We start from the raw sequence: 12,934 nt of genomic DNA on the forward strand, positions 1-12,934 counted from the left end.
CAGGGTGCGCTTACGTCGCGACGTGGCGTACCGCGTCGACCACGACGTTGAGCATGTCGCAATCGCCGTCGCTAAGGACATCCACCATCAGTGCCGCGACGGCCACGGCGGCAAAGCCCTTGCGGATGACGCCGACGGCGGCACCCATGTGACCCAGCTTGCGCCCGAACAAGCGGCCTGCGCGCTCAAGGAACGAGAGCTTGCGGGCGATGCGGTGGACTTCGAGCGCCACTTGCGGCGCGGCCCCGTCAGCCTCTTCACGGATCAGTTCGGAAAGCACGTCCATGCGGCCGACGTAGTACCGGCTGATACCCGTGGTGAACATGATCCAGTCGCGCGCCTGTGCCTGCGGCAGCGACATGATCTCGCTGGGATCTTCCTCGAAATCGATGAAGCCCACGCCGTGGTCGCCCACGGTGATATTGCGGGCGAAGGCCTGGCCGAGGTAGCCGCCGTGGCGGTGCAGCTCGCCGATCGCGTGGGCTGTCTGGCGCACCAGGATGTCGGCGTCGTTCGCGCTCGGCAGGCGCTTCAGGCGATGGGCGAGGGTCGGACCCATATCGCTGAGGATCAGGCTGCGCGGGCCTTCGCCCAGGATGCGTGGCACCGGTGCGCCGCACGCGCGCAGCGCCTCGATACGGCGCGACTCCACCTGCTTGGCCGCCTCGCCGGCATGACGGGGAGGGGAGCGCAGGGCGTGCAGATCGAGGCGCGTGGCCAGCCTGTTCCACAGGCGTACCAGGGCAGGCCTCAGCCAGCCATCCGCTTCGTAGCGCTTGAGCCAGGCGGTGCTGCCGCCGAGGGAAAATCGTTGAACCATGAGAAGCAAACTCCGTGCGTGGCGTGCGGACCCGGCGCCCCCGCGCTTCGGCACCCACGTCACGCCAAGGAAACCATTGCGGTCAGTTAGCACCGCGTTTCCCCCTCCTCCTAAGCTAATTGTAAGCTTTGCGGTACAGGAATTCGACCCATCCGTCGGTATGTCCTTTGCGTCTCGTAAGGATTCCGTTAAGGATCGGGGATTAATCGGCATCTTCTGAGCCGATTCGGCAAGAGTGCATGCGAGCCGTTTGCGCGCTATACGCACCGCATCGACACATCCTATGTTGGGGGTAGTGCCGCCCCGAGGTTGCGCATGCGTTCGCCTACGAGCCCGCCGGTCATCGAGATGCATGGCGTTGGGAAAGTCTTCCTGGCCGGTGCTATCGAGAACCACGCCTTGACCGATATCCACCTGGCCATCGGCAAGGGGGAGTTCGTGGCTATCGGCGGGCCCTCGGGGTGCGGCAAGACGACCTTGCTTTCACTCATGGGCTTGCTGGACGTGCCTACCCATGGCGATTTGCGTTTTCTGGGCGAACCGCTGGCCGGGGCGGGGCGTAGCCGCCGCGCCGCCTTGCGCAATGCGCACGTCGGTTTTGTGTTCCAGGCCTTCAACCTCATCGCCGATATGACGGTGGTGGAAAACGTAGCGCTACCGCTGGCCTTTCGCCGCGACGTGGGGCGCCGTGAGCGCACCGAGCGTGCTGCTGCGGCGTTGGCCAGCGTCGGGATGGCCCATCGCATGCGCCACTATCCCAACCAGCTTTCCGGCGGCCAGCAACAGCGCGTCGCCGTGGCGCGTGCCGTCGTTGGCGAACCGGCGATCCTGCTGGCCGACGAGCCCACGGGCAACCTCGACCTCCGGAACGGCGAAACGGTGATGGCGCTGCTCAGCCGCCTGCACGCCGCGGGCGCCACCATCTGCATGGTGACCCATGATGATCGCTTCAGCGCGGCGGCCGATCGCACCGTGCGCCTGCTGGATGGGCGCGTGGTGGACGAAGCCACGTTCTGGCAGCTCCAGCGCGAGGCGGAGTGCGGCCTTGATGAGCGGCGGACCATGGAGATCTTCCCGTGAGCACGCCGCTTGCTGCCGCGCGGCGTGGGGCGCAGGCCATGTTCCGCCGGCCTGGTTTCTTCATCCTCGCTTCGGCAACCCTCGCGCTCGCGGTTGGGATTTTTTTCGCCACGTTTGCCCTGGTCGACGCACTGCTACTCACTCCTCCTGCCTTCAGGCGGCCTGGCGAGCTGGTCCTGTATGGCGAGATCGTACGCCCGTCGTCGCCGCGAAGCCTTTCCGCCCGGTTGTACGACGCCATAGGCCTGCCCGCGGGCGTGCTTTCGCGTGGGCGTGCACGGAGTATCGAGCGTGCCAGCGTGCGCAGCGGTGGCCATGCCGGGTTACTGGCCGTGCAGCGGGTCGATGCGGGCTTCCTTCCGACCCTCGGCGTGGTACCGGCACTAGGAAGCCTCGCGCTCGAGCATGCTGGCCGCGATGGGGCGCTCGTTTCATGGCGGCTGTGGAACACATGGTACGCCGCGGCGCCCTCCGTCGAAGGCCGCGTCATCATGGTGGATGGCCGGATCCTTCCCGTCGCCGGGGTGCTGCCGGCCACGTACCGGTTGCTCGATGACGTGGACGTCCTGCTGCCTTTGCGAGCCGTGCCGGGTGCGGCTGCGAGCGTGCCGAACGATTTCGCGGTAGCGCGGCTGATGCCGGGTGCGAGCGCGGATGGCTTCGTCGCCGCCATGCGGGCCGCCATCCCAGGCGCTGTCAGCAACGACAGGGAGCGCTTCGGCATGACGCCGCTCGAGCAAGCGCTAACGGAGGCCAGCGCGCCCACGTTATGGTTCTTCCTGGGCTGTGCCGTCCTCGTGTTGGCGACGGCATGCGGGAACCTGGCCAACCTGATGCTCGCAAGAGCTCTCGGGCGGGGCCAGGAAACGGCGTTGCGCAGGGCGCTGGGTGCCGGGTTTTGGGGGGCATGGGCCACGATCGCGACCGAGGCCATGCTGATCGGCATGGCTGGGCTCGCTGCGGGATGCGTGTTGGGCCATGCACTGGTCGTCGCCAGCGACAGCTATATCCCCGACTCCTGGCGTATAAGCGCCGGCGAACTCGCGATCGGCTGGCGTGTGTATGTCGCCAGCGCCGTCATGGCCGTCGCGGTCGTGGTCCTTGCCGCGATCGGCGGCACCTTGCACGAGCACGGCGATGCCATGCTTCGCGACTACGTCGGCGGCGGCCCGTCGCATTCGGTACGGCTCACGGCGGGCGGCATCCGTGTTGCGCTCGTCCAGTTCCAACTCGTGCTGGCGACCGTGTTGCTATCGCTTTGCGTCGTCCGCCTGCTTCAGGCCTGGCGGACCGACGATGTCGCGCCAGGCTTCGATCTCACACACGCCACGGCTGCGCGGTTCCGCCCGGATCCAGGGCACTTCAGTACGGCGGCGCTGGTTGCCGATGCCATGCTGTCGATCGAGCGGCAATCGCTTGCGCTTTCGGGCGTGCTCGGCGCGGGCGTCACGACCCAGTTACCCGTGGGCACGCATTTCCAGGTGTCTTTTGCGGGTTACGAGGCCCGTCCCGTCGAAGCCCAGCTGGTGATGCAGACGCCGGGTGCGCGGGCCGCGCTGGGGATGCGCCTCATCGCGGGTCGAGACCTTTCCACCATGGATACGCCCGGCGCGCCAGGCGTCGTCGTCGTCAACGAAGCGTTCCTCGCGGCTATTCCGGGTGCGGCACTGGGCGGCACGGTGCACACCATGTCGCGCAGCCTTGGTAACCGCGACCTTCGTATCGTCGGGATCGTCGCCGATACGCGCGACGCGGGTCCTTCCGCGCCCCTGCATCCGTGGGCCATCGTTCCCTTCGCGCAACTTCCCAGTACCGAGTTCGCAGCGTTTCGTAGCCTGCTGTCGTACTACCTGGTGTTCCGCGCGGCGGACGATGCGGCGGTCATGGGCATCGATCCGGATGACGCGGTGCGGATGGTTGCACCCTGGCTGGTCCTGGAGCGGGCACGAACGCTATCACGGATATGGCGTGACTCACGCTCCGCGATGGATCGCGATACCTGGCTTGCAGGACTATTCGCGGCGGTAGGCCTTGGCCTGGGCCTGGTGGGCCTCTACTCGGCGCAACGCGTGGAGGTGGCATCGCGACGCCGTGACCTGGCGCTATGCGCCGCCTTGGGCGCAACCCCGGGCGACCTCCTCGGGATGTGCCTTGCGCGCGGCATCGCACGCGCCCTGGTCGGGGTCGCGCTTGGGCTGGCCGCGTCGTTTGCCTTGAGCCGCTGGCCTCCACTGGGCCTGACACCTGGCATTCGCCTTGACCCCACCGCCGCGTTGATCGTCGCGGTGGCCATGCTAGTCATTACCAGCGCGGTGGTGTTCCCGCCGGCCGTGCGCTCGGCCACGACGCCGCCATGGCTCGTGCTGCGCAATCCATGAGGTTATTTTGATGAACACCCCGTCGCTGCACGCCCCCGTCCTGGTTGTCGACGATCACGCGGATGTTCGTCTTGCACTGTGCATGCTCTTGCGCAGCGAGGGCCTTGAGGTCATCGAAGCTGCGTCGCCGTCATCGGCCTGCCAGGTGGCGGCGCGACAGGTGCTGTCGTGCGCCATGGTCGATCTGAACTACTCGGCGGATACGACATCCGGCCACGAGGGTCTCGAGCTGGTGTCGCGGTTGCGCGATCTCGCACCTGCCATGCCCGTGGTGGTGATGACCGCATGGAGCACCATCGATCTGGCCGTGCAGGCGATACGCCAGGGTGCCGCTGATTTCATCGAAAAGCCATGGAAGAGCCCGCGCCTGCTCAGCACCGTGTGGAGCCAGGTGCGCCTCTACGATGCGCAGGAGGAAAACCGGCGGCTACGCGCGGAGACCTCGTTACATCGCGAAGGTCCAGGGGCCATCTGCGCGACGGAGTCATCGGCGATGCGCCGGGTGCTGGATCTGATCGAACGCATCGCCCGGGCCGACGCCAATGTCCTCTTGCTCGGAGAAAACGGTACGGGCAAATCGTTGCTGGCGCGGGATATCCATGTACGTTCGAAACGCAGTGCGTATCCCCTGGTGCGCATCGACATGGGTAGCTTGCCCGAGTCCCGCTTTGCCGATGAATTGTTCGGCGACGAGTCGGGCGTGCGCCCGGGCCGGTTCGAGCTGGCCCACCAGGGCAGCATCGTCCTCGAAGAGGTATCGACCATCCCCGTGTTCCAGCAGGCCAAGCTATTGCGGGTGCTGGAGGAAGGCGAACTCGAGCGCATGGGTTCGGGGCAGACGCGCCGGGTCAACGTCCGCGTCATTTCCACGACCAACGCCGACCTTGACGCGGCTGCCCGCGCCAACCGTTTCCGGCTCGACCTGCTTTACCGGCTGAACGCGATGCAGGTGCGCCTGCCCGCGCTACGCGAGCGCGCTGAGGACATCATCCCGCTCGCCCGTCATTTCCTGTTGCGGGAATGCCGCCGGCTGGGACGCGAAGCCGTGCGTCTGGCGCCTTCCGCCGAGCGCGCGATGCGTGCTTACGCCTGGCCTGGAAACATCAGGGAACTCGAGCACGCGGTGGAGCGCGCCGTGCTCACGACGCTGGGCACGGAGATCGACGCGGAGGCGTTATCCCTCCGCAGCCAGGGCGACGCTCCCCTGGTGCTCGATTGCCTCACCCTGCCTGAGGCCGAGCACCTGCTGATCACCCAGGCGCTGGAGCGCAACGACAACAACCTGCAACGTGCGGCCGACGCGCTGGGCATCTCGCGTCAGGCACTCTACCGCCGCCTGGACAAGCGACGGCCGAAAGATCCCGCAGAGCGTATCGAATGAACGGAGCGCGCACGCCTGTCCCGCCATTGCCGCCGCCGCTCGGGCCATCGCCCGCTGCCGGTGTGGCGCTCTGGGGGTTGGGTTTCATGGCCCCGCTGGCCGCCGCGGCACTGGCGCTCGCGATCGGGCCCGTCGAGCCGCCGCTGGTGCGCGCAACGTTACTCGCCGCAGGTGTTGTCGGATCGCTACTCGTGGGGTGGATCGGTGGGCGTCGCGTCCTGGCGTCGTTGCGCACGGCATTCGACCTGCTTGGTGCCCTGCGTGAAGGTGATTACGGTCTGCGCGGCCACGTGCGCCCCGGCCACGATCCCCTGCAGGGCCTTATCGCCGGTGTTAACGAACTTTCCGACGAGTTACGCCGCGGCCGCCGTGCGCGCACCGAGGCATCACGCTTCCTTGGCAAGACGCTCGTCGCTTTGCACAGCGCGGTGCTCGTCACCGATGACCGCGGTGCGATTCGCCTGATTAACCCGGCCGCCAGGCGGTTGGTCGGTGCCGAGCGTCGGTCCGTCGTGGGAAGCGATCCGGCGGAGTGGGGCTTCGCCGAAGCGCTGGCGGCACCTGACGGCAGCATCCTGACGCACTGCTTTCCTGCAGCCAACGGGCGATGGGCCGTGCGGCGCGCCAGCTGGTATAGCGCCGGCCGCGAGCACAGCCTGCTGATGCTGCATGACCTGAGCGCGGCATTGAGTGAGGAAGAACACCGCGCCTGGCAGCGGCTCATCCGTGTGTTGAGCCACGAATTGAACAATTCGCTCACGCCCATCGGCTCGCTTGCCGAGACGCTCTCTTCGCTTCTCGCACGCCATGGCCCGGACATCCCGCAACACGAGCTGCAAGCCGGGTTGGAAGCGATCGCGCGACGTTCCGGTTCGTTAGCCCGCTTCGTCGGCGGCTACGGCAAGCTCGCGCGGTTGCCGCCACTTACCATCGAACCTTTCAGGCTCGACCTTGCGCTGGGACGGATCGCACGGCTGGAACAGCGCGTTCGCGTCGTGCACGAGGGCGACACCGCGCTATGGGTGGAAGGGGACGAGGACCAGTTGGGCCAGGTATTCGTCAACCTTCTTCGCAACGCCGCGGAGTCCGCGCTTCTGACGGGCGGTGGCGTCCAGCTGAACTGGTACGCGCGCGGCGGTGAAGCGTGGGTGCTCATCACGGACGAGGGCATCGGTTTGCCGCTTACCGACTCTCTTTTCGTGCCGTTCTTTACGACCAAGCCCGAAGGGTCGGGTATCGGGTTGAGCCTGGCGCGGCTGATCGTCGAGGCCCATGGCGGCAGCGTGGGCCTTGCCGATCGCGCAGACGGCACGCGCGGCGCGGTCGCGACGGTCCGGTTACGCCTGCCCGACTGACGCGTCCGGAACCGGACAGCGTTGTCCGGTTCCGGACACCTCGCATGACCGAAACCGGACGCACGGCGTGAAAAATGAGTGCAGACGTCATTCTTGAGGGCCTGACGTGCCATGGGTGGATTGTCCGCCCGACGTGCCCCGACCTAGATTCGCCCCGCACCCGCACTTCCGGCGCGGTGCGCGAACCGATCTTGGAGACCCACGATGCACATCATCCTCTTGCTCCAGACCCTTGAGGTCGAGACCACCGCCCCCGGTATTGAGACTCAAGTGGGCAGTTCATACAGCGGCGCGGGCTGCATCGCCGGCCTGGCCGACGTGGGCGAGGGTTAGGTGTACGCCGTCCACGTTCGGGGAAGGTAAACGGGAGCGAAGGCTATCCCTGGCGACGTCCGGGTCGCCAGGGATAGCCGGGGTTTGGTGCTGAACGATGAAGGGAGACGGCATGGAGCGCTACCAGCAGCTATGGGCGTATACCGCGGTCGACCGCGAATACTTTGAGCCCTTCGCCCGGCATCGCATCGACCCGAACGAACTGGAAAACGTGGTTCGCGAGCAGCTGCCGGCCGACTGGACCCTGCATCGCTCCGGTGTCTGGTTACACGCGCAACCGGCGGAAGCCCAGTTGCCGGCGCAGGGCTGGAAGATCCATGTTTCCTCCGTGGTGGATACCGCCAGGATCGTTCTTGCGATCACTACCGCCATGCTCATCAGCAACCGCGTGGCTTTCAAGTTCGCTGGCGACCTGCGCCTGCTAGGCGCGATCAACGGCAAGCGCTGGCCACGTGGCGGCTCGGGGAAGTTCATTACCGTCTACCCCGGTAACCTGCGCCTGTTTCGCCAACTGCTCGACGATCTCGCCGACGTGCTGGGTGGATACGCCGGGCCGCATGTGCTCACCGATCGCCGCCACCCGAGTTGTCCTATCGTGTCTTACCGCTACGGCGGCATACTCAGCGCGTATCGCATCGATGCCAGCGGCCGTCGGCATTGGCTCTTGCACCGGCCCGATGGCAGCGTTGAGCCTGATGATCGCGAGCCGCGCTATCGCGTACCCGATTGGCTAGCTGACCCCCTGGGCGAGGATCCCGCCGTGGCGGGAGGCCAGGCACCGCTGCTCGGCGGCGGCCGCTTTCGCCCACTCAGGGCGCTGACATTTTCCGCGGCTGGCGGGATCTATATCGCTGACGACCTGTACGAGGGCCGCCGCGTGGTGATCAAGGAAGCGCGTCCCTACATCGCTGCCGCCGAAGCAGCGACAGCCAGCCTGCGCAAGGAGTTCCGCCTTCTCCGCCGGTTGGAACACCTGGCCGTGGCGCCGCGCCCGATTGCCTACTTTCGCGAGTGGGAGCACAGCTTCCTCGTGCAAGACATGCTCGAAGGCGACACGCTGCGGCTGTGGTTGGGGCGACGCTATCCGGCGCTGCGTACCGCCGCGTCATGCGCGGATGTCGCGAATTTCTTCGATGCCGTATGCCATGTGTTCGGCAATCTGGCTACGACGCTGCAGCGCATCCACGGCGCGAATATCTCGGTGGGTGACCTTTCATTTCACAACATCATGGTCGAACCCTCCGGAAGCGTGCGCCTGGTCGATCTTGAGACTGCGGTTGAAGATGGCCTCGACCGCGTGGCGGATGCCTGGACCCCGGGCTTCGCACCCGCGCTTGCGTCGCGTGACACCCATGCCGAGGCGATCGCTGCCGACCGCTACGCCTTTGGCGCCAATCTGTTTGCAGCGTGCGCGCCCGTCAATGCCTTGTTTGCGCTCGATCCGGCGGCGCTGCAGCGCTTCCTCGACCAGTTTGTCGAGGACATGGGCTATCCCCGTGCGTATGCCGACGCCGTACGCGCGCTCATGCATCCGATCCCGGGTTTGCGCCCCGACCCGATCGACGTGATGGCGACCCTGCGTGTGGCCGTCGCGGGGATGCAGCGAGACGCGACGCCGGTGGCGCATAGCTTGCGCCCGCCCATGCCGTCGCCCGGCATCGCCTCACGTGTGTTCGCGTACATCGAACGCCACGCCGGGTCGCCGCGCGCGGATCGGTTCGTGCCGGCCGGCCCGGAAGTATTCGAATCGCACCCGTACGGTGTCGCGCACGGCGCGGCCGGCATCCTCCATGCGTACCAGCGAAGCAGGCGGGCGCCGCCATCGAACCTGCTGCCATGGCTATGTACCGGCGTGCGTGCGGGGAATGAGCGAGGCAGCGGGCTGATGGGCGGCGATGCGGGCATCGCATGGGTGCTGTTCGACGCGGGTGAAACCGGCGTCGCGCGGGCCTTGCTGCATGCAACGCCGCTGGAGGAAGCGATCCACGACGCGCCTGGGCGCGACGACGGTGTCGCGGGGTGGGGCCTTGCAAGGCTCAAGGCCTGGCATTCCACTGGCGAAGGCGCGTTCCTTGAAGAGGCCGTTTTCGCAGGCACCTGGCTGCTGGCGCATGCGGTCGCCAGCCAGGATGGGTTGTGCTGGCCCGTTGGACCCCGGCAGCCGCTCGGTCTGGCCAACGGCGCCAGTGGCATTGCCCTGTTCCTGCTCCATCTGCATCTCGCCACGGGCGAAAGCGAGTATCTCGCGGCGGCGCGCGCGGCACTCGAGTTTGATCTGGGCCACATGGTGCCGGGCATGGACGGAACACCATCGCTGCCCGCATGGGTCGGCTCGCATACGGTGCTGCCCTACGTGCAAGAAGGCACCGCAGGTTTGCTCGCCGTGGCCGCCCGCATGTATGCGTGCACGCAGGACGGGCGCTATGCCCATGCGATCATCGCGGCGGAGCGCGACCTGTTCCGTCGCCACGCCGTCCGCCCCGGCCTGTTCGATGGGCTGGCAGGCATCGGCGATACGCTGCTCGATCTCGCCACCTTCCTGCCCGAACGTGCTGAGCTATACCGCGAACAGGCACAGCGCATCGCGTGCGGCATCGAGCCCTTCCTGCTGGTGCGTGGTGACGCCCTGGCCGTGCCAGGTGCCGAACTCGTGCGTGTCAGCTGCGACCTCGCCACGGGCAGCGCCGGTGTCGGTGCATTCCTCGACCGCCTTGCTCGCGGCGGCCGTGCCTCGTTCATGCTCGATGAAGCGCTTTCGACCGCCACGCAAGTGCGTTGCGTGGCGGCGTAAGTGACTACAGGCGGAACTTCGCTTCCATCATCCAGGTGCGTGATGGATAGGGGTAGTACACGTAGTAGCGACGATTGGTGAGGTTATCCACGCCAACGCTCAGTTCGACGTGATCATTAAGGGTCCAGGCCGCTTTCGCGTCGAAGGTCAGGAACTTGCTTGCCCCACCAAACGTATCCGGGTCGATATCGCTGTGGTCGAGCGTGTTGTACTGGCGACCGGAATAGCGGCCGGCCAGCGTGAGGGCAAGATCTTCGCGGGGGTGGACCGTGCCGACGACGTTGGCCCGCCAGCGCGGGATCCGGTAGAACTGCTTGCCCTCCGACGCGGGGTTGCGGTGGTTGCGCACCGTCGTGGCCTGCGTGTAGGCGGCATTGGCGGAGAGATCCAGCCATGGCACGAACACACCCTCCCCGTCGTAGCTCGCCTCGGCACCACGTGTCCGCACCAGGTCCACGTTCTGCACGTTGGTCACGTTGGGGAACACGGTGGTATCGGTCTGGCTGAAGAGCGCGTTGCGCGTGTCGCTGCGATACACGGTAAAGCGGGTGACACTGTTTTCCCGGTACCACTCCGTGGAAAGCTCCCTCGACAGGTCATTCTCCGGCTTGAGGTTGGGGTTGCTGTTAACGAGGCTGATGCCGTTGAAGGTGCCCTGGAACAGCTCGCTCACCGTGGGAAAGCGGTACGCGCGTGCGCCAGAAAGCCTCAGCGTGAGTGCGTCGGACGCGGCATACGCGAGCGATACTTTCGGCGATGTGTGCGTCTCCTTGCGCTCGGGATACCCGGTGTTTGCGCTTGCCGTGGCCCGGGCACCGTTGAAGGCGCGCCACTGCTCGTAACGCGCACCGGTGGTAAGCCGCCAGCGCTCATCGAGCTGCCATGCATCCTGCACGTACAGCGCCTGGGTTTGCGTGCTGCCACCGTTCGCTGCCGTCTGCGTGCCAGCATCGCCGCGCCGCCAGTTGGACAGCGCATACGTACCGTTATCCAGACGGTAGCCGTCGAAGTGGTAACCGAAGCTCACCGTGTGGGTGTTTGGCCCCGTGGTATCCGGGGTGTGGCTGGCGCGGAGATCGAGCGTGCGCCAACGGCTTCCGTCGCTGGCGACGAGCACGCCGGGACCGTCGTAGGTCACCGCGCTCGCCGTGCGGTCGCGGTTCTTGTCCATATCGAAGTACGACACGCTCCCTTCGACGTTCCACCCCGTGGCGCGATGGGTGCCCAGGGTGAGCCCATAAAGGTAGTTGCGGCTTTGCCGCGTGCCCGGCGCGAAGAAGTTCGCGGGCAAGGTGTATTGGCGGCCATCGATGCTGACCGGTCCGGACCAGACCGGGTTGCCGCTCGCGTCGCGCAGGAAGGTCTCGGTGCGATGCGACATGTCCTGTTTCCAGTAGCCTAGCGTCGCGGCGGCGGTCAGGTCGGGCGTCAGATCGTAGGTAAAGCGTGCGTGCGCTTCATCCTGGCTCGTCGCTTCCTGGCCCTCTGAATTGATGCCGAGCACTTCGCGCGGCAGCCCTGTCGCACCCGTGTCGTTGATGGCACCGGTCGCCGGGCGGTTCGTCCCCGGCGTCGCAGAACGGTTCTGCACCGCGTAGACCAGCGGTTGCCCATTCGACTGCAAGTGCGAAACGCCGATCAGGAAGGCGAAGCGGCCGCTGCGGTCTCCGATGGTCGCGGTTTGCTTGCTGCCGCCGAAGTCGCGATTCACCCCATAGGTGTGCACGTGCTGGGTGAACGCCTGCACATCGCCGGTGACCTCGAGTTTCTCGGGCATGCGCGTCGTCATGACCACAGTCGCACCGATACTGTTGCCCGGATACAACGCCGAATAAGCGCCGTAGATGACGTCGATGCGCGCGAGGTTCTCCGCAAACGCCATCGACCAGCGCGGCGGGGTCGACCAGTTGTTGTCCAGCAGGTTCGAAAGAAGCATGCCGTCGAGGTACACCAGGCCACGCGCACTTTGCTGGTTGCTGGTGCCGCGCACGGAGAAGGTCGCGTTCTCATCGCCGATGAAGCGTTTGCGGATACCGAAGGCGGGCAGGTACTTCAGCGCGTCCTCGGTGTTCACGATGTTCAGCCGCTCGAGTTTCGCGGGAGTGATGGTCTCTACCGCCGAAGGCATGTCGGGATCCACGGCCGTGCCGTGGCTGGTGGCGGAGACGCGTACTTCGTGCAGGTTGGTGGTGGGCGGCGGCAGGTCGGGCGTATCGGCGGCGTGCGCGGCGCACGCGCCGGCGCCGATTGCGCAGGCGATGGCACGCGCGAGTGCGCGTCCCTCGGTGGCAAGGAAAGGCATGGCGTAAGGGTCCGTAGGTCGTTGGCGTACAGCGGGATCGTTGGCGATCAGGCGTGCGCGGCGACCGGCGGACCTCGTGGGTGGGTGTAGAAGGACGCGCGGGGAACGAAGGCGCGGCCTGACGGTACCGGGGCATCGGTCGCAACCACCAGCCGTGGCACACCGGCCACGAGCGTCGTCCCGGCCAGGCCGGGGTGGTGGGCGAAAAGGGTGCAGTAACCACAGGCGGCATCGCCATCCCCGTGGCCCTGGGCACCCGCGCCACCGTGGTGGGCATCGACAGGTTCGCACCAGGCGCCAAGATCGGGGAGGTTCCAGGCCGTGACCCGGGAGACCGTGGGGGCAAGCGCGGAGAGCCAGACGGCGACGATCGCCATCCACCCTAACCAACGCAGCTTGGCCGCTCCACGACGCATGATGCGTCCCCTTGATAGCAACCCCGGACCCGGGTCCAGACATAATGGCACGGGCCGCCGTGAAGGGTATGCGGCACG

At 66.6% G+C, this 12,934-nt stretch carries 9 protein-coding genes; 6 read left to right on the forward strand and 3 right to left on the reverse strand.

Annotation, left to right across the window (positions count from 1 at the left end):
- Window positions 1-10: 10 nt before the first annotated feature.
- On the reverse strand, window positions 11-820 hold the full coding sequence (locus tag L2Y96_RS00680; RefSeq protein ID WP_247331081.1) for a BUD32 family EKC/KEOPS complex subunit: 810 nt from the start codon (window positions 818-820) through the stop codon (window positions 11-13).
- Between the two features lie 315 nt (window positions 821-1,135).
- On the opposite strand from L2Y96_RS00680, the gene L2Y96_RS00685 reads away from it, so the two are divergent.
- The 6 genes from L2Y96_RS00685 (at window position 1,136) to lanKC (ending at window position 10,138) form a co-directional block, all read left to right on the forward strand.
- Window positions 1,136-1,900, forward strand: coding sequence for an ABC transporter ATP-binding protein (locus L2Y96_RS00685; RefSeq protein WP_247331083.1), 765 nt, complete (start codon window positions 1,136-1,138; stop codon window positions 1,898-1,900).
- Window positions 1,897-4,278 carry an FtsX-like permease family protein gene (locus L2Y96_RS00690; RefSeq protein WP_247331085.1) on the forward strand — a complete coding sequence of 794 codons (2,382 nt, stop codon included), beginning with the start codon at window positions 1,897-1,899 and terminating at the stop codon, window positions 4,276-4,278. The genes L2Y96_RS00685 and L2Y96_RS00690 overlap by 4 nt, the downstream gene beginning before the upstream one ends.
- A 10-nt stretch (window positions 4,279-4,288) precedes the next feature.
- Entirely contained in the window at window positions 4,289-5,659 is a 1,371-nt protein-coding gene (locus L2Y96_RS00695; protein WP_247331087.1) for a sigma-54-dependent transcriptional regulator, read from the forward strand.
- A gap of 86 nt (window positions 5,660-5,745) precedes the next feature.
- Complete coding sequence (locus L2Y96_RS00700) at window positions 5,746-7,014, forward strand: sensor histidine kinase (protein ID WP_247331089.1); 1,269 nt, start codon at window positions 5,746-5,748, stop codon at window positions 7,012-7,014.
- Between the two features lie 204 nt (window positions 7,015-7,218).
- Window positions 7,219-7,347 (forward strand): hypothetical protein, encoded by a 129-nt coding sequence (locus L2Y96_RS22875; RefSeq protein ID WP_256452196.1) that lies wholly within the window; start codon window positions 7,219-7,221, stop codon window positions 7,345-7,347.
- A 112-nt stretch (window positions 7,348-7,459) separates the two neighbouring features.
- Window positions 7,460-10,138: a class III lanthionine synthetase LanKC gene (gene lanKC / locus L2Y96_RS00705; RefSeq protein WP_247331091.1), complete on the forward strand. Its 2,679-nt coding sequence runs from the start codon at window positions 7,460-7,462 to the stop codon at window positions 10,136-10,138.
- A 4-nt stretch (window positions 10,139-10,142) separates the two neighbouring features.
- On the opposite strand, the gene L2Y96_RS00710 is transcribed toward lanKC, so the two are convergent.
- Together L2Y96_RS00710 and L2Y96_RS00715 are read right to left on the reverse strand one after the other, a co-directional pair.
- A complete protein-coding gene (locus L2Y96_RS00710; protein WP_247331093.1) occupies window positions 10,143-12,440 on the reverse strand; it encodes a TonB-dependent receptor in 2,298 nt (765 codons plus the stop codon).
- A 47-nt stretch (window positions 12,441-12,487) separates the two neighbouring features.
- Entirely contained in the window at window positions 12,488-12,856 is a 369-nt protein-coding gene (locus L2Y96_RS00715; protein WP_247331094.1) for a DUF2946 family protein, read from the reverse strand.
- Window positions 12,857-12,934: the final 78 nt, after the last annotated feature.

The organism is Luteibacter aegosomaticola, from assembly GCF_023078475.1.
Taxonomy (GTDB): Bacteria; Pseudomonadota; Gammaproteobacteria; order Xanthomonadales; family Rhodanobacteraceae; genus Luteibacter; species Luteibacter aegosomaticola.